General features: G+C 47.9%; 20 protein-coding genes. 7 read left to right on the plus strand and 13 right to left on the minus strand.

All coding sequences use genetic code 11. From position 1 onward, the window contains the following. Positions 1-10: 10 nt before the first annotated feature. Complete coding sequence (locus NL646_RS09215) at positions 11-784, plus strand: siderophore-interacting protein (protein ID WP_140123386.1); 774 nt, start codon at positions 11-13, stop codon at positions 782-784. An 86-nt stretch (positions 785-870) separates the two neighbouring features. Here NL646_RS09215 and NL646_RS09220 read toward each other — a convergent pair whose 3' ends face one another. The 4 genes from NL646_RS09220 to NL646_RS09235 form a co-directional block, all read right to left on the minus strand. Next, on the minus strand, positions 871-2037 hold the full coding sequence (locus NL646_RS09220; RefSeq protein WP_005482890.1) for an oligogalacturonate lyase family protein: 1167 nt from the start codon (positions 2035-2037) through the stop codon (positions 871-873). 56 nt (positions 2038-2093) lie between these two features. Further along, positions 2094-3866 carry a sodium:solute symporter family protein gene (locus NL646_RS09225; RefSeq protein WP_005487072.1) on the minus strand — a complete coding sequence of 591 codons (1773 nt, stop codon included), beginning with the start codon at positions 3864-3866 and terminating at the stop codon, positions 2094-2096. 300 nt (positions 3867-4166) lie between these two features. Then, on the minus strand, positions 4167-6395 hold the full coding sequence (locus tag NL646_RS09230) for an exopolygalacturonate lyase (protein ID WP_253664124.1): 2229 nt from the start codon (positions 6393-6395) through the stop codon (positions 4167-4169). Positions 6396-6410: 15 nt separating this feature from the next. Then, positions 6411-7088, minus strand: coding sequence for an oligogalacturonate-specific porin KdgM family protein (locus NL646_RS09235; RefSeq protein WP_005482845.1), 678 nt, complete (start codon positions 7086-7088; stop codon positions 6411-6413). 129 nt (positions 7089-7217) lie between these two features. On the opposite strand from NL646_RS09235, the gene NL646_RS09240 reads away from it, so the two are divergent. Then, on the plus strand, positions 7218-8957 hold the full coding sequence (locus NL646_RS09240) for a transporter (RefSeq protein ID WP_253664125.1): 1740 nt from the start codon (positions 7218-7220) through the stop codon (positions 8955-8957). 186 nt (positions 8958-9143) lie between these two features. Here the strand turns inward: NL646_RS09240 and NL646_RS09245 are convergent, their stop codons facing one another. The 7 genes from NL646_RS09245 to kduD all read right to left on the minus strand — a co-directional run bounded on the left by NL646_RS09245 (position 9144) and on the right by kduD (position 14104). Further along, on the minus strand, positions 9144-9767 hold the full coding sequence (locus tag NL646_RS09245) for a bifunctional 4-hydroxy-2-oxoglutarate aldolase/2-dehydro-3-deoxy-phosphogluconate aldolase (RefSeq protein ID WP_005460834.1): 624 nt from the start codon (positions 9765-9767) through the stop codon (positions 9144-9146). A gap of 11 nt (positions 9768-9778) precedes the next feature. Beyond that, complete coding sequence (locus NL646_RS09250; RefSeq protein WP_005482884.1) at positions 9779-10708, minus strand: sugar kinase; 930 nt, start codon at positions 10706-10708, stop codon at positions 9779-9781. A gap of 98 nt (positions 10709-10806) precedes the next feature. Next, the gene (locus tag NL646_RS09255; protein ID WP_253664126.1) at positions 10807-11718 is read right to left on the minus strand and encodes an alpha/beta hydrolase; all 912 of its coding nucleotides are present in this window, start codon (positions 11716-11718) and stop codon (positions 10807-10809) included. Positions 11719-11795: 77 nt separating this feature from the next. Further along, a complete protein-coding gene (locus NL646_RS09260; RefSeq protein WP_005460779.1) occupies positions 11796-12431 on the minus strand; it encodes an RpiB/LacA/LacB family sugar-phosphate isomerase in 636 nt (211 codons plus the stop codon). A 40-nt stretch (positions 12432-12471) separates the two neighbouring features. Then, positions 12472-12792, minus strand: a complete 321-nt coding sequence (locus NL646_RS09265) for a cupin domain-containing protein (protein ID WP_005467181.1) — start codon at positions 12790-12792, stop codon at positions 12472-12474. 7 nt (positions 12793-12799) lie between these two features. Beyond that, complete coding sequence (locus NL646_RS09270) at positions 12800-13324, minus strand: YgjV family protein (protein ID WP_005497706.1); 525 nt, start codon at positions 13322-13324, stop codon at positions 12800-12802. 18 nt (positions 13325-13342) lie between these two features. After that, positions 13343-14104 (minus strand): 2-dehydro-3-deoxy-D-gluconate 5-dehydrogenase KduD, encoded by a 762-nt coding sequence (kduD, locus tag NL646_RS09275; protein ID WP_005482916.1) that lies wholly within the window; start codon positions 14102-14104, stop codon positions 13343-13345. 255 nt (positions 14105-14359) lie between these two features. Between kduD and kdgR the strand changes: the two genes are divergently transcribed. The 3 genes from kdgR (at position 14360) to NL646_RS09290 (ending at position 17807) form a co-directional block, all read left to right on the plus strand. Next, on the plus strand, positions 14360-15142 hold the full coding sequence (kdgR, locus tag NL646_RS09280; protein ID WP_005460804.1) for a DNA-binding transcriptional regulator KdgR: 783 nt from the start codon (positions 14360-14362) through the stop codon (positions 15140-15142). 83 nt (positions 15143-15225) lie between these two features. Beyond that, on the plus strand, positions 15226-17094 hold the full coding sequence (locus NL646_RS09285; RefSeq protein WP_253664127.1) for a DUF294 nucleotidyltransferase-like domain-containing protein: 1869 nt from the start codon (positions 15226-15228) through the stop codon (positions 17092-17094). A 2-nt stretch (positions 17095-17096) separates the two neighbouring features. Then, positions 17097-17807 (plus strand): exonuclease domain-containing protein, encoded by a 711-nt coding sequence (locus NL646_RS09290; RefSeq protein ID WP_025521120.1) that lies wholly within the window; start codon positions 17097-17099, stop codon positions 17805-17807. Here NL646_RS09290 and NL646_RS09295 read toward each other — a convergent pair whose 3' ends face one another. Together NL646_RS09295 and NL646_RS09300 are read right to left on the minus strand one after the other, a co-directional pair. Beyond that, positions 17808-18677: a LysR family transcriptional regulator gene (locus NL646_RS09295; protein WP_005464972.1), complete on the minus strand. Its 870-nt coding sequence runs from the start codon at positions 18675-18677 to the stop codon at positions 17808-17810. Between the two features lie 80 nt (positions 18678-18757). Next, on the minus strand, positions 18758-19564 hold the full coding sequence (locus NL646_RS09300) for an arylamine N-acetyltransferase (protein WP_203503710.1): 807 nt from the start codon (positions 19562-19564) through the stop codon (positions 18758-18760). Between the two features lie 293 nt (positions 19565-19857). Between NL646_RS09300 and NL646_RS09305 the strand changes: the two genes are divergently transcribed. Together NL646_RS09305 and fghA are read left to right on the plus strand one after the other, a co-directional pair. Beyond that, the gene (locus NL646_RS09305; protein WP_005464962.1) at positions 19858-21006 is read left to right on the plus strand and encodes an S-(hydroxymethyl)glutathione dehydrogenase/class III alcohol dehydrogenase; all 1149 of its coding nucleotides are present in this window, start codon (positions 19858-19860) and stop codon (positions 21004-21006) included. Positions 21007-21067: 61 nt separating this feature from the next. Next, a complete protein-coding gene (fghA, locus tag NL646_RS09310) occupies positions 21068-21907 on the plus strand; it encodes an S-formylglutathione hydrolase (RefSeq protein WP_025626235.1) in 840 nt (279 codons plus the stop codon). Positions 21908-22192: the final 285 nt, after the last annotated feature.

Here is a 22192-nt window from a genome sequence, read left to right on the forward strand (position 1 = left end):
TAAAGTAACCATGAAAAAGAAGCCTCAACCTAAAACGCTTGTTGTCACAGACACAGAAACCATCACTCCAAACATGCAGCGCCTCACCTTGCAAGGTGAGGCGCTGAGCCACTTTCCTCGTGACTGCGAAGGCAGTTACATCAAATTACTGTTTAACGATATGGGCGGCGCGGATCTGAGCATCCTGTCAGAAGACGACCGACCAATCATGCGCACTTACACAATTCGACGTTTTCATCCAGAAACCAGCTCAATCGAAGTGGATTTCGTCCGACACGTAACGCAAGATCTGCAATGCGGATTTGCCGCACGTTGGGCAATGGCCGCGCAAAAAGGCGACACGATCAACATCGTGGGGCCGGGTAGCATCTCCAACTTAAATACGGAGGCGGATTGGTTCTTCATGGCTGCCGATATGACGGCACTTCCAGCGCTTTCTGCGAAAATTCGTACGTTGCCAGAAGAGGCCAAAGGCTATGCCGTGATCAGCGTGTTGTCTCCAGCCGACATCCAACCCCTACACGCGCCAGCAGGCATGGAGTTGATTTGGTTAACCGAAGGGCAAGCCTTGGCTGATAGCGTTCGCGAACTCGAGTGGTTAGATGGTAACGCTTCGATATGGTGTGCGTGTGAGTTCGATTCAATGCGTGCGCTGCGCCAATATTTCCGCAATGAGAAAGAAGTCGATCGCGAGAATATCTACATCAGCAGCTATTGGAAGCAAGGCGTGTCTGAAGATGGGCACAAAATGATTAAACGTGAAGACGCGGAATCCAACCAATAGTGGTTCATGTCTTTTCGATTCCAGCTCTCATCCTAATAAAAACGCCCGGCATCACCGGGCGTTTTTCATCATCATGTTTGACGTAATCAGTGTTTGTAAGACTCCGGCACGTCCGCAATGTAAATCGCAGGAACGCCTTCAAAGTCACTGGTAAACAACACACCATCATCGTTCGGTGTGAATGACGGATGCGGGTGAGTAATTTGGCGATCGCCATCCAACACATCCCAAGATGTGCTGTGCTTACACAGTTTTTGCGCCGATTTCGCTTTTGTGTTCAATACATACAAGAACGGGTCATTTTCGATGTTGTAGCTGTCCGCGTCTGCAACATCAACTGGCGCATCGCAACCATCACCAACCATCAAAGAACCATCGAAGTTACTCATAAGGTGAGAACAAGGTGGCATCACCATCACTTCTTCATTCTCTAATGTCTCTGGGTTGGCTTTGTAAATCACGCGATCAGTTTGACCTTTGAAGTAAGAAACGTACGCCATTGCGCTGCCATCTGGAATCCAGAACTCGTGCGTGCACGATTCACCTTCTGCGTGCTCTTTGATTTTACGAACGTTGCTGCCATCTTCATTGACCAGCCACATGCGCGCATCCACCAAATCATGCGGACCTTCATGACAGAAACCAACCGTTGAGTCATCAAACGGACGGTAAATTGGGTGACCCAGCCACGCAGTGTCTTGATGGATCACCTCCAACTCACCGGTTTCGATATCCACTTTAATTAGGCGACAAGTTGGATTGGTGTGGTAGAACTCGGCAAACTTTTCCCACGAAGTCAGCGGTTGCCAATCACGTTTTAAAATCTCGATGCCGACTAACTTGGTACAGTCAGAATTTGCCACCCAAGTACCGTAGCCTTTCCACTCTTCATCGACCGTATAAATGACTTGTTCTTCCAGCGTTTCTAAATCGACTTTCATCAAATTCAGTTCGTTTTTCACGTAGAAAAATGCACGCTCATCCGTCGAAATGAAACCGCCAAAGGTGTTGTCACCTTTACCTTCCGTCAGTTGGACTGCTTGTTGCGTTTCAAGGTTAAGCAGGTAATAGTTGCGATTTCCGTCGAAATCACCTGCAAACAGCAGCTTTTTTCCATCCTGAGTAAAGCACTTCTGGTAAAAGTAGTTACGGTGACAAATCACGTCCGTTGGCGTTAATCGCGTCACTTTCACTTGGGTATCACTATCAACAAACGTTTCGAAGTTGAGAGTAATCACATCACCTTTAGCCATAATATATCTCCACAAAAGGGCTGCCCAAGCGAGGGCAGCCAAAACAAAAATTCAGATTATTGGGTCGTTGTCGCGGCTACTTTAGAGGGCTGCGTGTCTAGCTTGGCACTCTTCTTCAAGCCGTAGCCCACAGCAAAGACTGACGCTGCACAAGCAAGGAACAATAAGCGGCCCCATAGTGGGTTTGGAATCAACACCATCAGTGTTAAACCTGCGGCCATGTAGATAACCAGCGTACCCAATTTCGCGCGTTGCATGCGGTCAACAATGTCTTGGCCTTCTTCTGCAACACACTCGGTGTCCACATCTTTAAAGAATTCCGCCGTTGTCTCTTTGTGCGTGTCTGTTTCTTCTTTGTAGAACAAAGTCGATAGGCAGAAGAAACCAGCAGTAAAGACAAGGTGAGCAGCAATGGTGATCATTGTGCGCATTTCACCTGCTTCGCGGCGTGTTAGCTCATCCATACCGAACCAGCTACCAACAAATTCTGGAGTGAAGATTTTCACCACTGACCAAGAGACAAACATACCAACCACAACTGTTGCCCATGGTGCCCATTTCGGCGTTCTGCGAATGATGATGCCAAGGAACAATGGAACTAGGATTGGTGATTGAAGTAGCGTCGCCACTTGCATCATTAGGTCAAACAAGCTTAGGTGCTTCAGTGAGTTGAAGAACTGAGCCATCATGATAACGAGGATGCCGTTCACCAAACATGCGATTTGACCAGCACGCAGTAGCTCTTTATCCGAAGCTTGGCCTTTACGCACGATGTTTGAGTAGAAGCTGCGAACGAAAATACCTGAGTTACGGTTTAGTGCAGAGTCCATCGAAGACATGGTCGCCGCAAACAGACCTGCCATGAGCAGACCAACGGTGCCTAGAGGCATTGTTTCACGAGCGAAGACAAGGTAAACCGCATCGCTTGCTTTCGCACCCAATGATGAGTATTGCGTTGCTGCATCTGGGTACAGGATTGCTGAAGCCCAAGGTGGGATGAACCAAATCACCGCGCCAAATAGCATCATCACAAGCGCCATCAGCGCAGCTTTGCTTGCGTTTTTCGAATCTTTCGCGTTAAGGAAACGGTAAGACTCCTGCATGTTGTTGATACTTTGCAGCTGTTTCACTACGAAGAAGATGAACGTACAAACTAACAGTAGTGGGTAGTTCATATCTGGGCCCATGATGAAGCCACCAGGGAAGTTCTCAACGATCTCGCCAGGGCCACCAACGACGTACAATGCAACTGCCGCACAAGCAATGGAGATAACCGCAACTACCAGCGTTTGAATAAAGTCCGACGCCACTACGCCCCACGCACCACTCAGCAATGAGATAGCCAATACCGCAAGGCCAGTCACCCAAATGGTAGTCACGATGTCGGCATTAAATACCGCAGAAGCAAACACACCCAAACCGTTTAGCCAAACACCCGCGTTAATCACACTTAATGGAATGATTACCCAAGTGAAAAACTGCTCGTTAGTGTTACCAAAGCGGCGTTTTACCCCTTCAGTCGGCGTATCGACACGCATTTGGCGGAAGCGGCGAGCAAAGTAGAAGTAAGCGAAAACGTACGCCACCATGTTGCCAACAAACACGGCCAATACCGCGAAGCCATCGTTAAACGCTTTACCCGCTGCACCGGTAAACGTCCATGCAGAGAACTGAGTCATAAATGCTGTGGCACCAACCATCCACCAAAGCATCTTACCGCCCCCGCGGAAATAGTCGCTGGTACTATTGCTTGCCATTTTTTTGAACAGCAAGCTGATTGCCACCATCAGGGCAAAGTAGCCTGCTATTACTAAGTAATCGTATTCCATAATAGAAACCTCGAAACGCTGTTTTAATTTAGATAAATTATATTTTCAAAAAACAAAACTAACTGAGACAAAAATCAAAACAACGGTTCATTTTTTATTTTTTGCGCTCAAACGTGATGAAGATCAATAGTGAGCGTCTTGTAAATAATTGCGGATCCATACTCGTCGTTGCTGCATTCCCTTAGTTAATCTTAGAACCAAAAAGAGATTGTCACTGACAAGTCGAAAAGCGTAAAAATGCGACCGTTGTAAGGTGAGTTTTGACGAAAAAAAGGGCTCCTGAGAGCCCGTGGTTACTCGTTAGTGAATAAGTTGCTTAAGCTGCATCGCCTCTTGCTTACCCGGAATGGCTTGCTGGGTATCAATCACTGACGCTTGCTTTAATGGCGCGAGCGTTTTGCTGTCGACCGCTTTGCCATCACTGGTGTAAGTCGTGCCATTTTCGACCAACGCATTGCCAGTCGATTTCGCACTGTTGATCACGTCGTCATATTTGCTGCTGACATGGAATCGGTAAGAACGGTTATTGGTGAACGTGCCTTGCTCAATCTCGCCGGAGTATGGGCTCTTACGGAACAAGTAGTTGAAGCGCTTGTTATCAATCGACACGTTGTCGCTCAATACCAGTGCACCAGGGTTAAAGTTGTCCGTAAATCCGTCCATGTTGTTATTGAAAGACAAGCTGTTTTTCACCACATGTGGAACCGGAATCCCCTCGCCGCCTAGCTTGAAGCCGTTACCAATCGTGCCACCCTTGTTGGCAACATCGAGTGTGCGACCGTTGCTTAACGAGATGGAATCCAAAATGGTCACCGCACCGTTTGCGCCATCTTCCACTTTGTTGAACAAGTCCCAACCGTCATCAATGTTGTGGTGAGACAAACAACGGATGAAGGTGTTGCCATCGCCGATACGCATCTTGGCCGCAAAACCGTCTGCGTTGATCTGCGAAGGATCCATGTTGTTGTAGCTTTCGCTTTCAATCACTTGGTTGTAACTTGCCCACAGTGCGCGGCCAATGTTTTCAGGAGAGGTGATCACGAAACCAGTATCTGGAGCGCCGTGTGTCACCATTTTTTCGAAGGTGTTGTGGCTACCATGAACAATGAACTGCGCACCCGCAACTTCAATACCTTGGTAATGCCAGTAATTTGCCTCGTGACGAAGTTCCGAAACAAAGCGAACATTGTCTCCTTCCGCACGTAGGTGCTTGAGCTTGTCGGCAGTGCCACTCGCCGTCAGCGGAATTTCCATCCCTTGGTAGTCGCCATCTTTCAAAATGATGGTGCCACCAGCAGGAAGCAGTTCTACTGCGGTAGCTAAATCAAGCGGTTGTGCTTGAGATCCGTTGCCTTTGTCGCTGCCGTTTGGTGCAACATACAGCGTCATTGGGTCTGGCAGAGAAACAACGTCAACGCTGTAACGGTGCGCTTGTGTCTCTTTGTTTGGGCCGTCAATGGCGGTGAATCTCACTTCCATTTGATTCGCGCCGCTATCAAGTGTCAGCCACTGGCTGAACAGCTCGCCCGCCGTCACGGTTTGCTTCGCAACCACTTTGTCATTGTGCAGAACTTCAAATTCGCCCGAGTAGTTGGCACGAGCTTGAACCGGATACTCCTTGGTTGCAGATCGAGGTGAAGAAGCGATTTGGAATACCAATTCTCCCTGCTTGGCCGCGTATTTTGGAGCGTCCACGGTATCCGCCGCAGCAAGCTGCAAATCGACATTGCTCACCGTCATTTTTGCATTGCGTGACGCAAAGAAGCCGACGTATTGCGAGTCTGAGTTTTGCATTTCAACGATATTGGCATTCGCGCCTTTTACCGCTTGCTCAACGAATTTTTCGCCATTACGGTAGCTGACTTTGAAACCATCATTGGTGCGTGTCAGCGTCATGCGGTAGGTTTCAGCCGTGCCGTAAGGCACCCCTTCCACATAATCGACACGGCTTAAACGGTTACCCGGCGTTCCCCAAGGTTGATAAACGCCTTCACGAAACGATGCGTTGATGTTGGTCATGCCATCGTTCGTGCGGGTGTGAGAACGCATTAGGTTCATCACCATGTTCGATGCAGACGGAAACTCTTCATGGCCCTCAGGTTGCGGCACTAAACGCTCGGCACCTAGAATGTCGCGCACCATCAAACCTGCGCCTTCTTGGCGGTTTGGTGTCGCGCCTGTTTCCGGGCCAAGCTGTTCAAGCACCACATCGGCACTGAGGGTAAAGTTCACATCAGTTGGTAGCTCGGTGTAGTAAAAGGTGAGCCCTTCATGCGAGTTGGCTAACTTGCCGCCGCGGCTTTCAATGGTAAATGTGGACGCTAACTTGCCAGCAGCGACAGCCTCACCATTGACCGTCACTTGGTTCACGCCAACTTTTTCCGGCAAAATGGTTGAGCCAAAGTTCATGTCGGTCGATTGACCAAAAGTGATCGCTTTCCAAGTCAGGTCTTCGACCTTAATCTCAGCAGCGTGTGCGGCTGGGGCCAATATGGCCGCCAGACACAAGGCTAAAGTGTGTTTTTTCATGGTCACTTTTCCTTGTTAGAAGTTGTATTTCAAACCGACACGGAAACGAGGAACATATTCATCTTTAAACTCTGAGCCGTCACCCTTGTGCGTGATCGCCGCGATAGCGAAGAATGGAATCACGCCACTTTCTAACTTGGTGTATTCGCCTTTAAAGTCGATCAGCTGATCATGACCTTTGTCTTTCCAGCCACCTTCACCGCCATGAATATCTTTGTACTCCGCTTCTACGCCAAGCTTGCCCCATTCAAACTTACGGTTTGCGTAAAGGTTGAGCTGGTTGTAACGCGAGTCGTCCGTATTTTTGTACCCATGACGAATACGCGCAGCGACATCCCACTCGTCATTGATTTTGTACGCGCCCGTCAAGTTGTACTTGAACACTGACGCACCCGATGGGCTGGCATCAATGTTAATGCCCGGCGTTAGAGAGAAATTGTCGGTCGCTTTCCAACGGTAGCTCACGCCAGTTTCATGGCCTGCATTGCCCATGTGACCATCTTTGTAGTTCCATTTTGCTTCCACGCTAAAACCGATTTGGTTGTCGAAACGGTGAGAAACGTAAATACGATCTCGATGTTCGTCACCATCACGATCAGGCACATATTCATGACGAATATCCACCGATGCGGCAGCCGCTAAACCAGAAGTCATTGCAAGTAAGAGTGCAGAAGTAAGGTATCTAACTTTCATTTTGAAACACCATTTTATTTTATAATAAATCTTGTTTTAATATATTCATTATTACGTACTGATAAAGTTCTTATCGGTATTTTTGTGATCTTTAAAACGGTGTTTTAATTTTTTTGTGAGCTATGACACATGACTTTATTGGATTCGATGATCGTAATGATCTATCTGCTCTTTATTGGGATCGCTGCGTGGCTATTTCGCCGCTTTTCCACCTCGTCGAACGACTTCCTTCAGGGTGGAGGAGCCATGATGTGGTGGATGGCTGGCGCGACCGCATTCATGACGCAATTTTCAGCGTGGACGTTTACGGGTGCCGCAGCCAAAGCGTATGAAGATGGCATCAGCGTGATGTTAATCTTTTGGGGAAATGCGTTGGGATTTTTCGTGGCGGCGGCGTTTTTTGCGCGTCGCTATCGAAGGTTACGCGTAGAAACCGCCATGGAAGTGATTCGAGTGCGGTTTGGCCACACATCAGAACAGCTATTCACATGGTTAAGCTTTCCGCTGACTTTGATCGCCTGTGCTATTTGGATGAATGGATTGGCGTCTTTTTTCTCTGCCGTTTTTGCCATTGAGATGTCGACCACTATTCTCGCTATGGGGGTGATCGTCACTTTGATCGCCGTGAGTGGCGGCGCGTGGACGGTGTCTGTGACGAATGTGATTCAATTAATTTTGCTGATCGCCATTACTCTAGTGATCGGCTATACCGCACTGCAACGCTTTGACTCACCAAGCGAAGTGTTTGCGTACACCACGCCAATTTATGGTGAACAGATCAGGATTCCGTCTCTGTTTGTGATGTGGGCGATCGCCATGCTGCTGCAACAAACCATGAGTAATAACCACACCTTGAGTTGCTATCGCTTTCTGACCACCGCCAACGATAAAGACGCCACCAAGGCCGCATTCGTTGCTGGTGTGCTGTTTGTTTTTGCCCCGGTACTGTGGTTTATGCCAGCGTGGTTCGTGGCAGCACAAAACATCGATTTACTGGCGATCTATCCTGCACTAGAGCAGAGTGCGAACAACGCCGCTTATCTTTACTACATCCAACATTATATGCCTCAAGGTTTACTCGGATTGGTGATGGTGGCATTAGTGGCCGCGACCATTGCGCCGCTTTCATCAGCACACAACCGCAACGCTGGCATTGTGGTCAAAAGCCTCTACCAAGTGTGGTTCAACCCAAATGCGACCAGTCGTCAGCAGTTGATGGTTGGAAAAATTGCGACGGTAGTATCTGGCGTATTAGCCACGGTCACAGCTTTGCTGCTGGCGTCTGTTGAGTCGTACAGCTTGTTCGACATGATGATTGTGTTCGCGGCGTTCATTCAGATGCCAATCAACATCCCATCTCTGCTTGCGCTTGTCAGTTTGAAAACACCAAACTGGTCGGGATGGGCCACCGTTATGGTCGGATGCGCAGTATCGCTCTTTATGATGTTTATCTTTGATGTACAGTGGCTCTCTTCCTCGCCATTAACGCCAAGAGAAAGCAAAGACCTGTCCGTGGTCGCAACGCTTGCCGTTCATTTACTGGTGACGGGAGGCTTCTTCCTGTCTACGCGGGTCTTTTATGCCAAAGAGTCACCATCAATCCAGCAAAGTCGCACTGCACTTGCGATTCAACTAGCCACACCGATCAGCGACGAGGAGCTGTCCCCTATCAATCATAAGCAAGGACTTTATGTCGGCTCCATCACAGCGTTGGCGGGCATGTTACTGATTCTTGCCGGCGTCGTGTTAGCGGGCTCTTCTCAATCCATCTTTGTCGCAATTGGCTGCATCGTGTTACTGTTTAGCTTGTTCCTACTACAACCTACCCAGCACTCTAAACGTGCTTGGCAGAAACAAAAAACTAAGTAAGTAAATGGGTAAGTAAACCGTATTGGGCGCGTTGTTTTGTGTCGCGCCTAGTGGAAAGCTGGCTTTTTAACTCGCCAAAACTGCACATAAAAAAACGCCTACGGTGGAGCCGCAGGCGTTGGCAAATGGCTCAAAAGATCGTTTCGACTATCTACGATAGTTCTCGGCGCTAACCGGGGTGAGGAATTATTCGATAATTCCCGCAACTTCACGAACCAGCTTCGCCAGTTCATCCCATTGCTCGTTGTCAATCAAATCGCCGGGTACCATCCAAGTACCACCACACGCTAAGACTGAAGAAATAGACAAATAATCTTTAACATTGCTTGGGCTCACGCCACCGGTTGGCATGAATTTTACAGGATAAACCGCAGATAATGCTTTTAGCATCGCGACGCCGCCTGACGGTTCTGCTGGGAAAAACTTCAGCGTACGCAGACCCATTTCCATTGCTTGTTCAACCAAGCTTGGGTTGTTGACGCCAGGGACGATGGTCACGTTACGCTGTTGGCAGTATTTCACTGTAGTTGGGTTGAAACCTGGGCTCACAATAAAGTCCACGCCCGCATCAATCGCTTCATCCACTTGCGCGCTTGTCAGCACAGTTCCCGCGCCAATCAACATCTCTGGGTACGCTTCGCGCATGTTTTTGATCGCTAAAGCGGCATCTTCAGTACGGAACGTCACTTCAGCACATGGCAGGCCATTTTCAATCAGCACTTGTGCCAGTTTCACTGCCTTGCCTGCGTCTTTGATCGCGATAACAGGGACTACTTTAATTTCTGAAAGTTGTTGGTTCAGATCTTTCATTTCATCGTTCCTTAAATAGTTGGCATCGCTTGGCTTGGAATGATCGCGCCGCGATGTTGAATAACCGTGCCAGCCACTTTGTGCCCAGCAAGCGCAGACTCAGCAACGTCTCCGCCTAAAATTCGTTTTGCAAGATAACCCGCACTAAAAGAATCACCCGCCGCCGTGGTATCCACCACAGCATCAACCTTCAAGGCCGCAACGGTATGTTGTTGATCTTGTGTTACAACAAAACAGTCGTCCGCGCCACGTTTCACGATGATCTCTTTCACACCAAAGTTTTTCGTACGGCTGATCGCTTCATCTTCGTGCTTATCTCCCCACAGCATGACCTCGTCATCGAAGGTCAAAAATGCCATGTCGGTGACGCTGAGGATCTTTGAGTAAAAATCACGAGCTTGCTCGATGTTAGGCCAGAGCTTAGGGCGGAAGTTGTTATCGAATGCGATTTTCACACCTTCTTTACGGCACATTGTTAGCAGCTCAATCAACATCTGACGACAATCGTCCGAGATGATCGCCAAGCTAATGCCACTCAGGTAGATCATTTGATGCTGACAAAGATCTTTCACCAACGACAACAATGCTCGCTCACGCAACCAGTATTTTGCTGCCGCATCATTACGCCAGTAAAAGAAGCTACGCTCGCCATCTTCGGCGGTTTCAATCGCGTAGATGCCTGGCAATTTATCTTCAGAAAGGTAGACCATGTCCGTATTGATCCCCTCTTCACGCCATGCCGTTAGCATTTCACGACTAAACGGATCATGCCCTAATCCCGTCACATACGAAGTTTCGACCCCGTGTTGTTTGGTTAGACGAGAAAGGTACACCGCGGTATTGAGCGTATCACCGCCAAAACCTTGCTGTAGCACGCCGTCATGTTTTTTAAGCTCCACCATACATTCGCCGATGATGGCGACACGACTGATTGGGTTCATGGGAAGTCTCCTCAGTATTTGATGTCGCCATTATTGCAATTACAAAACCAGTTAACAATAAAAATAAAACAACGGTTCATTTATTTCGTGAGCTTGATCTATCTGCGTGCTTTCTCGGTCAGATTTTGTAGCCATGCAGAGAGCAATTGCGGCCACGCCGCAACAGGCAAACCTTGCGCATCGCGAATACCAAAACCGTGTTTACCTTGCTCAAACAAGTGCATTTCGGTCGCGATTTCGTGCTGGCGAAGTGCTTGCCAAAACACGAGGCTGTTTTCCACACTCACGGCGGTGTCGTCACTGGCATGTAAAAGAAAACAAGGCGGCATGTCTGACGTCACCTGTTTTTCTAGCGAGAATCGGAGAAGGTCAGATTCACGTTCCAAATTAGCCAGTAACTCGGCACGCGAGCCCATGTGCGCGATGTCGGTGTTCATACTGATCACCGGGTACATCAAAGCGCAAAAATCGGGCTTGGCAGATACACGGTCCGCCTCATCTTGAAGAGGATAAATATCCAATGCGTGACTCGTCGCTAAGCTCGCTGCAACGTGTCCGCCAGCCGAGAAACCTAACACACCAATAGATGATAAATGAGACGCCAAAGGCAACTGACGCACCAAACGCATTGCTCGCTGCGCGTCCGCCAGTGGCGTCCAAGATCCAAATTCATGCCCTTCGTTTGGCATGCGATAGGTCATCACAAACACGGTAAAACCTGCTTGGTTCAACACGCGTGCGCTGTCCGCCCCTTCTTTATCCACCGAGACTCGCTGATAACCGCCACCGGGCATCAATAAAATACCCATCCCGTTGGATTGCTCTGGTTCAAACACGACAATTTCTGGATGCGTGATCTCAAACACAGCGCGATCTGGTAACAACTCGTTCGGATTTCTTTCTTGATAACTTTGCACCAGATGGGAGGGGATTTGAGGCTCAGACCACAAAGGCAAAACGAGATGCTCAGGAAACCAAGTCTGTAGTGAAGTAATCGGCGCAACGTGCATGGCATTCTCTCCGGCTTAAAAACAAAAAAAGCCAGCACAATGGCTGGCCTTAACCTATTTCCCGATAAAATGAGTGCTTAGTCTAGTAGCGACTTCACATATTCTGCAATTTCAGGTACTTGGCAGTGCGCAAAGAAACACTCTTGGAATTGCGTGCTGCCTACTGCAGTTTTCACTAGCTCTTGGTCGATAGCACGTAGACCTTCAACCACGTCTTTTGCTACCGCTGATTTCACGTTGTTTAGGATAGCCGCGTTCGCTTGCTGAGGTGCTGCACGCTCAATTGGGTAACCTTCGCCGCGTTTGCCTGTGAACGCTTTTTCGAAGATGTAACGAACGTTCAATTCACCCGCCCAACCAAAACCTTTAGCAAATGCTAGAGAAATCGCGTTGCCGTTATTGATTTGATTGAACAGGAACGCGTCTGATGGCTCTAGGCAGTAACCACAAACAACGCCAGGGTGTAGGTTGCAAGACATCAATGCACCTTGGCCAGTACCACAACCAGTTACCACGAAGTCCACAGCTTTTGAGTTCAGCAGAATGCTCGCCATGATACCTAGGTGAATGTAAGTTAGGTGATGGTCGTTTTCATCCGTCATACCAACATTGAAAACATCGTGACCAAGGCCACCTGCTACAGAGTTAAGCTCGCCAGCCACCATTGCGTTTTTCGCTGCTTGGCTGTTTTCCATCATTAGTGCAATTTTCATGTGTTACTCCTGCGGAAACTCCGCATTCAAATTTCAATTCTTAAACAAAATCTTTGCGCATTGGGGTGAAAGTATCGATAAGTACACCCGCTTTCAGACAAACGCAGCCATGCTCAATGTTTGGTTCTTTGTACATAGTATCGCCCGTTTTGACGATTTTTTTCTCATCACCGATGGTGAATTCAAACTCACCAGAAAGCACGTAAGTCAGCTGCTCGTGCGGGTGTGAGTGCATCGCACCAATTGCACCTTCTTCAAAGTGCACTTCTACCGACATCATGTTGTCGCTGTGTGCCAGTACTTTGCGTGAAATCCCTTCGCCGAGATCTTCCATCGGAATGTCTTGGTTAAATACGAACATGGTTCACCTAATAACTTGATTGATTAATCATGGATTCTGATTGCTGACGATGTAAGCGATAAATCGTCAATAAATTCATCACGATCACGGTCATTTCTAACAACGTTCCACCAATGGAACCCACCAGAATATTATTGGTTAGCCAGCAAGACGCGCCGAGCAAAAAGCCAATGCGCATCCTGATCCCTGACAAGCAGAACACCGAGTATGTACCAATCACCGTCCCGATAATCGGCCATAAATCACGCCATTGCTCTGCTACCCAAAAGCCACTGACTAAACTGATCACAATAAAGACAGCAGCGACTCGTTTCGACGAGACAAAAATCGCCGTGGTCGTTCTGAGCGCCGACAGCAATGCGCTCAGCGCAGAGACCATCGAGCCCAGCAATAAAAAGTGGAGAAGATGATTGAGGTTAAAAATCAGCATCAAGATTTTTAGGTGCCTGTCATTCTTCTGGTAGAAGACGGAGAATCCCAAACCAAAACTAATAAACCCTAAAGCTTGCGCTAATATCGTGGTATCCACCATCACCTTCTCGCAACTCGATTAGCGCGCTAGCCAACCACCATCTACTGCGATGGTGTAACCGTTGATGTAATCCGCAGCTTTAGACGCTAGGAATACACAAGGGCCAGCTAGATCTTCTGGCGTACCCCAGCGAGCAGCAGGAATACGGTCTACGATTTCTTTGTTGCGCTGTTCATCGGCACGCAATGCCGCGGTGTTGTTGGTTGCCATGTAACCCGGAGCAATCGCGTTTACGTTGATGCCGTGGCTTGCCCATTCGTTCGCCATTAGGCGAGTCACACCCATTACGCCACTCTTAGACGCAGTGTAAGAAGGCACGCGAATACCACCTTGGAAAGAAAGCATTGATGCGATGTTAATGATCTTGCCGCCTTCACCTTGCGCGATGAACTGTTTTGCAACCGCTTGAGACATAAAGAATACAGACTTCACGTTGATGTTCATTACGTCATCCCAATCTTGCTCAGAAAACTCGATGGCATCGTTACGACGAATGATGCCCGCGTTGTTCACTAGGATATCAATGCGACCAAGTTCGGTTACTGCGCGGTCAACGATAGTTGGGATGTCGTCTAGTTTCATTAAGTTAGCGCGGATATCGACGAACTTACGGCCTTCAGCCTCTACTTTCTCAATCGTTTCTGTTGGTTCGCTGATGTTTACGCCAACAATGTCACAGCCCGCTTTTGCTAGACCAAGCGCCATACCTTGACCAAGACCAGTGTCACAACCAGTAACAATGGCCACTTTTCCCTCAAGGTTAAATGAATCAAGAATCATGTCGTTTTCCTCAATAGTAGGTAATGTCGTGATTTGGCGTCTTGGCCATGTCACTTTGTATGCATTCATCCTGACCCAAAAAGAAACTGTTTGCAATTTTTTTTGAAAAGCCGTTTTAAAAATATTGATTGCGATCTTGTTTTTCTGGATTCTTTAATTGCGCGGTTTCAAATTTTTGAAAAGGCATTTTAAAAATACTGGTTCTTAAATTTTTCAGCGATATAATGCAGAAAACTAAGAATGAAAGGGGCAACAATGGAAAAGTCGACTCAGCCTGAAGCGGTTTCGTCAGTACTTAAGGTTTTTCATATTCTTCAAGCACTTGGTGAACAGAAAGCCATCGGCGTTTCAGAGCTTTCACAACGTCTAATGATGTCGAAAGCGACTACTTACCGTTTTCTGCAAACCATGAAATCGCTCGGTTACGTGTCTCAAGAAGGCGAAGCGGATAAGTACTCTCTAACACTTAAGCTGTTCGAGTTGGGCGCAAAATCGCTTGAGTACGTCGATCTGATCGAACTGGCCGACAAAGAAATGCGCCACATTTCAGAACAAACCAACGAAGCCTTGCACCTTGGTGCGCTGGATGAAAATGCCATCATTTACATCCACAAAATCGACTCTGGCTACAACCTACGCATGCAATCGCGCATCGGTCGTCGCAATCCGCTCTACAGTACTGCGATTGGTAAAGTGCTGCTTTCTGAGCGCGATGAAAGCTTCGTTCGTGACGTATTGAGCGATGTCGAGTTCATTAAGCACACAGAAAAAACATTGGAAAATACTGATCAAGTGCTAGAAGAATTGGCGAAAGTGCGCGATTTCCACTATGCAGAAGATAACGAAGAGCAAGAACCAGGTCTTCGTTGTATCGCTGCGCCGATTTATGACCGCTTTGGTCAAATCATTGCTGGCTTGTCTATCTCATTCCCAACCATCCGTTTCGATGAAGAGAGAATGGAATATTACGTCGGCTTACTGCATCAAGCAGGTAAAAACATTTCTGAGCAATTGGGTTACCACGATTACCCGGCATAATCAGAAACAAGAGGCAGCCGCGAGGCTGCTTTTTTTGCCACTTAGAACAATGTTGAAACACCGGTTCATTTTAGAGGTAAGCCATGGGCACATCCGTCACTCCAAACATCTTCGACTTTTTAATCAAAATTGACCCCTTTGATAAACTGCCAGAACCTGTGGTTGAAAGCATCGCGAACTCCGTCAAGGTCAAGTACCTCGTGAGGGGTGAAACCATCGGTTTTAGCGCCTTGTGCGATCAACGTTACCTCTACATCATCCGAACCGGCGCCATTGAACAGCGCACGCCTAATGGCGAACTACGTGCGCGCCTTGGGCAAGATGACCAATTTGGTTTTACTTTCCTCGACCCACTCGAAAATGCCGAAGATGGTTACCAAGCGGAAGCGATTGAAGATTCATTGCTCTATTTGATCCCCCATTCTGAGCTAAAACTGGTCAGCGAAGAACACCCAGAATTTGCCGACTATTTTGCCGCCCAAGCCAATGTGCGCTTGAGTTCTGCGGTGAAGTACGTTTGTCGAAAAGAAGAAAAAGGGCTGTTCTTTCGTACCGTTGGCGAGATCGCCAGCGAAAACATTGCGATTGTCGATGTGAACGACTCTATCCGCAGTGTGGCGCAAACCATGTGCGGCAAACAACGCAGCTCCTGTGCCGTTGTGATGAAAGAAGGCGAGATTATTGGCTTAGTCACCGACCGAGATATGACGAAATCGGTCGTCGCACAAGACATGGATACCAATCAACCCATTGCCGATGTGATGACACCAAACCCCGTGTTGATCGAAGACGATGCTAAAGTGATTCAAGCCATTTCCTTGATGCTGCAATACAACATTCGCTGTTTGCCCGTGGTACATGGCAAGCAAGTGAAAGGACTTCTAACGACAACACATTTAGTGCATAACCACCGCACGCAGTCTTTGTTCTTAATTGAGAAAATCAAATACGCGAGTTCACTCAACGCGCTGGCGGCGTTGAAAGAAGAACGTCAAACCATTTTCCAAGCGTTGGTGGAAAGCGGTGTGAGTGCGGAAATTCAGGGTCGAGTGATGTCAATGATCATGGACGCTTTCACGCGCCGCATCATCCAGCTCAATGAAGAGCTGTTGGGCCCACCGCCGTGTGATTACGCGTGGTTGGTTGCAGGCTCTCACGCCCGTAACGAAGTGCACATGCTGTCAGACCAAGACAGTGCGATTGTGCTTTCCGATGACGCCACCGAAGAACATAAACTGTACTTCACTCACCTTGCTATGCGGGTGTGTAATGGTTTAGCGGCGTGCGGCTATCCGCTTTGTGACGGCAAGTACATGGCGGCGTCACCAAAGTGGTGTCAGCCAATTCGTCGTTGGAAAGAGTACTATCAGAAATGGGTGGCCAGCCCAGAATACAACAAACTATTGAGCATTAGCGTATTCCTTGAAGTACGTGCCATTCACGGCAACCGCGAGTTTGTCGACCATATCCAACAACACTTGCATGATTGCATTCAAAAGAGCCCGAGCTTTATTCCGGCTTTGGTGCGCGATGCGATTGACACTCAGCCGCCACTTGGCATTTTCAACAATTTGGTGTTGGAAAAAGGTGGGGAAAACAGCAACACGTTAAACATCAAAAAGTACGCCTTGAATCTGATCATCGATCTGGCGCGTATTTTCAGTCTTGCCGCTGGCGGCTCGTTAACTGGCACAGAAGAGCGTTTTCGCTACGCAGCCCAGCACGGCACATTGTCGAAAGACAGTGTTGAAAACATCATTGGCGCGTATCGCTTTATTACTCAGGTACGTTTCCGTCATCAACTCAATGCGATTCTGGCAGGCACCACACCTGACAACCACATCGCACCCGATGATTTCAGTAGCTTTGAGCGCAAGCACTTAAAAGATGCATTTAAGATCATCAGTGAGCTGCAAGATGTCGCGAAACTGAAGTTTGTGAAAGGGGCGTAACCATGATTAAACGTTGGTTTAAGCGGTGGGAAACGCCGCTCTCTCCTGAGCAAAAACGCCAAGCCATTCACGTTATCGACGATTGGCCAATGGTGCTGAAAGACTATCTTCAACGGCCTTTGGTGGATGACTCAACGACCTTGAGGGATTTGAGTTTTGTTGCGTTGGACTTTGAAACCACAGGCGTGGACGCGCAAGGCGATAAAATCTTATCGATTGGCGTAGTTGACCTAACGCTGGACGGCATTGATATCGCCAGCTCCAAAGAGTGGTACATTTGTCATGGACAATTCATCAAACCAGAAACAGCGAAAATTAATGGCTTAACTCCGCAAGATCTCGCCAAAGGACTGCCATTGGATGAAGGTATGAACCGGTTGTTGGAACGCATCACAGGAAAAGTGGTGCTCGCCCACGGATGCTGCATTGAAAAAGCCTTCATTCACGCTTATTTTTCCTCTCGCTACCAAGTAGAGGATTTCCCCGCGTATTTTATCGACACTCTGCAAATCGAAAAGCAGTTTAGCTATGCAGGGAAAAGCGGCGCGCACAGCAGTTATCAGTTGGACGATTTGCGCCGCTATTATCACCTGCCGGGGTACTTATCGCACTCAGCCGCCAGTGATGCCTTGGCGTGCGCGGAGTTGTTCTTGGTGCAAAGTAAAAAACTGACCGCGCTTCCGGATGTCACGTTGCGTCAGTTGATGCGCTGATCACGCCAACTCTTGCGCCAAAAAGTCGATCAATAACCGAACTTTTGGCGACAAATTGCGACTTTGCGGATACAGCGCCCAAATGCCTTCGCGATCGTCGCGGTAATCGGTCAGTACTTCGACTAACTCACCACTGTCTAACGCTTCTTGAACGTAGTAATCCGGCAGCTGCACTAAACCAAGCCCGCGTTTCGCTGCGTCCACCAAAGCAAAACCGCTGTTGCATTTAATCCGTCCCGACACGCGTAAAGATTTATCGCGTTTATTTTCCTTAAAGTGCCAATAGTCGACCGAGCCAACCAAGCACTGATGCCGTCCCAATTCCGACAACGTATGTGGCTCACCAAAACGCTCCAAGTACATCGGACTGGCACACACGTAGGTTTGACGTGAGGAAAGACGCTTGGCGATCATGCTGGAATCTTGCAAGCGGCCAAGACGAATCGCTACGTCCACACCTTGCTCAATCAAATCCAGCTTTTGGTTGGTCAGCACTAAATCAAGATCCACACGCGGGTACTTTTCCAAAAACTGATGCAAAAGCGGCGCGAGGTTCATTTCCCCATACGTCACAGGAGCCGTCACGCGCAGCAAACCGCGCGGTTCGGTCTGCATTTGCGTTACGGCAAGCTCGGCCAGTTCTAACCCTTCCACCAAATGTTTACACTGCTGGTAATAGAGTTGTCCGGCTTCAGACAGGGAGACTTTTCGCGTCGTGCGATGCAGCAATTTCACCGCAAGTCGTTCTTCAAGAGCTGATACCCGACGACTGATTTGTGCCACCGATGTTTTCAGCTTAGCTGCTGCTCCGGTAAAACTGTTGGTTTCCGCCACAGCAACAAATTCGCTTACCCCTTCCCAATTCGCCATGCTGTATTCCTGTCGACCTCTTTTAGACAAATAGTGATGAAAATGTTCTCGTCGTGCTACGCTTTGAAAACGTGAGAATTTTAGGCGTCAGGCAACGGACGAAGATCGCCGTACTGCGCATCAAGTTCAATGCCGAAGTATTCTTTCAATGCATCCAGATAGGCTTGGCCTGGCTCTAACTCCAATTCTGTCTGCTCACCTTGGCTGGTGTATTTCAGTGTGTAGTTAAGCAATGTCACCAACCCACTTTCTGTTGCTTTCGCCGCGACTCTTGCGCTGGTAAAACGCGAATGAGGAGAAGTGGAGGTAAAAAAGTTGCCACACGCGATATCACCCGCAAACACAAACTCTAAATCGAAGCTATAAAGGTTGTTCCATGTGTCCATTCCGTCCGTTGACAACACTTGAAGGAAGTAACCAAACTGGGCATCTTCAACAAAGCGGAAGGTTTGTAAATCCGTCTGAATCACTTGGTTGAGGATAAACGGCAATGGCGCGCGCGGCGTATTGGAGCCAAAGCCTACATCGACAATCCATGCTTGTTCATCCAGCATCACCAACGTGATTTGATGGCTGCGACCTGTCGGCGTCCCCATCACGTGAACACGCCCAAGTAAGCTGCGCGCTTCAAACCCGAGGGTCTTGAGCACATCGAGCATTAAGCCATTCAGTTCAAAGCAGTAGCCACCACGGGAGTGATACACGGTTTTTTGAATGATGTCTTCAATCTCAACAGAGATGCCACGCTGCAACGAAATATCAAAGTTCTCAAACGGCAGGCAACGGTGCTGCGCTACGTGAATCTTGTGCAATGACTCCAAATCGGCGGGTAACTCACTCGGCAAACCGAGCTTGGTTAAATAGGCGTTCAGATCCGTCTTATTCATAATCACTCTTACTTATCTGATGGGTTGATTGTTTTCTACTCTAGTCCCTCTACCCAGCCTCAGGTCAATCGCCTTTTCCGTTTTCCCTTCTGTTTTGAGGAGGCATCACACTCTTGTTGTCCACTCACTTTAACATTATTACGTATATGTAAAAATCATTTTCAAAATGGACGGATTATCATTTTTATTGAAACACCTAGAATGGACACCAACAAAACGACGCAGCGCAGGAAGCAAACCTTAACTACGCTTATTACGTCACTCCATATACTGAGAATATAAAGGAAAATCCAATGACTCTTGAAATCAAACCTGGTCAAACTCACATCAAATCCAAGGCAATGGTTGCGTGGGCGGCTGGCGAGCCACTGAAAATGGAAGAAGTGGATGTACAGCTTCCTAAAGCGGGTGAAGTGCTAGTGCGCATCGTCGCGACAGGTGTTTGTCATACTGATGCGTTCACTCTGTCAGGCGACGATCCAGAAGGCATCTTCCCTTCAATTCTTGGTCACGAAGGCGGCGGTATTGTTGAAATGGTTGGCGAAGGTGTTACCAGCGTTGAGGTTGGCGACCACGTGATTCCTCTTTACACCGCAGAATGTGGCGAGTGTAAGTTCTGTAAATCGGGCAAAACCAACCTTTGTCAGGCCGTTCGTGAAACACAAGGTAAAGGTCTGATGCCAGATGGTACAAGCCGTTTTTCTATCAACGGTGAAACCATCTTCCACTACATGGGTTGTTCTACTTTCTCTGAGTACACAGTGCTGCCTGAAATTTCATTAGCCAAAGTGAACAAGCAAGCGCCTCTTGAAGAAGTGTGTCTACTAGGTTGTGGCGTAACGACTGGTATGGGCGCGGTTCTGAACACTGCAAAAGTTGAAAAAGGCGACACGGTTGCGATCTTTGGTCTGGGCGGCATCGGTCTTTCAGCGATCATCGGTGCGCGCATGGCAGGAGCAAGCCGCATCATCGGTATCGACATCAACGAAAGCAAATTCGACCTAGCGAAACAACTTGGTGCTACAGACGTCATCAACCCACAAAAATTCGACAAGCCAATTCAAGAAGTGATTGTTGAAATGACGGATGGCGGTGTGGACTACTCATTCGAATGTATCGGTAACGTCAACGTAATGCGTCAAGCGCTTGAGTGCTGTCACAAAGGTTGGGGTGAGTCGGTGATCATCGGTGTTGCGGGTGCGGGTCAAGAGATCTCAACTCGTCCATTCCAGCTGGTTACGGGTCGTGTATGGCGCGGCAGTGCGTTCGGTGGCGTGAAAGGTCGCTCTGAGCTTCCAGAAATCGTAAACCGCTACATGGCGGGTGAGTTTGGCTTACAAGAGTTCATTACTCACACGATGGGCTTGGAAGACGTAAACAAAGCATTTGATCTGATGCACGAAGGTAAGAGCATCCGTACCGTTATCCATATGGATAAGTAATGCTGACTCAGGCTCTCCGTAAGGGGAGCCTGAATTCATTCTGTTGTTAGAGAGTTTATCCATGACCATTGAAAATGTAAGCCAAACCAAAGTGTTTGGCGGTTGGCACAAACAATATACGCACGATTCTAAAGCGTTGAACTGCACCATGCGTTTTGCGATTTTCTTGCCGCCTAATGCAACAAAATCCAACCCAGTACCCGCTTTATACTGGTTGTCGGGCTTAACCTGCACCGATGAAAACTTTATGCAGAAAGCCGGCGCATTTCGTATGGCGGCAGAACTTGGGATTGCCATCATTGCTCCGGACACCAGCCCGCGTGGTGAAGGCGTTGCCGATGATGCAAGTTACGACTTAGGCCAAGGCGCAGGCTTTTATCTCAACGCCACTCAAGCACCGTGGTCACTGCATTACCATATGTACGACTACGTCACGCAAGAGCTGCCAGCCATCATCGAAGCCAACTTCCCAGTATCGGATGTGAAATCAATCTCTGGTCACAGCATGGGCGGACACGGTGCGCTCACCATTGGCCTTAAGAATCCGACACTATACCGCTCGATTTCAGCATTTAGCCCAATCAGCAACCCAATGCAGTGTCCGTGGGGACAAAAAGCATTCACCGCATACTTGGGCACTGATATCGAAAGTTGGAAGCAATACGATGCAAGTGAGCTTTTGAAGAAAGAAAAATCACCCTTACCAATTTTGGTTGATCAAGGCGATGCGGACGGTTTCTTGAGTGAGCAACTCAAAACGGAAGTCTTATTAGCCGCAGCAAAACAACACGGTTCAGAATTGAATCTGAGAATGCAATCTGGCTACGACCACAGTTATTACTTTATATCGAGCTTTATAGACAATCATTTAAACTTTCACGCAAAATATTTATTTGCGTAAATAACAATAAAAATAACTTGATGATATATAAAAATAAAGCCACCAAATTAGGTGGCTTTATTGTATGACGTATTTAATAAATAAGTGCAATTATTCCAATAAAATTCAACGCACACCAAACATGTTGAGCTCATTATTTAAATCTTAAATTCAATCTTAGTTCTGAGCGAGAGTTCATTAAGTGAGAATGGTATGGATTTTCATTGAAATTCGGCTAAATGACGTTAAATCGTCATATAACTCGATAATAATTTCTTTTTAATGATCTTTTAATTAAGAAGTCAC

Origin of the sequence: Vibrio sp. Y20_XG_PY13 (genome assembly GCF_024181925.1) — a bacterium.
GTDB classification, from domain to species: Bacteria; Pseudomonadota; Gammaproteobacteria; order Enterobacterales; family Vibrionaceae; genus Vibrio; species Vibrio parahaemolyticus.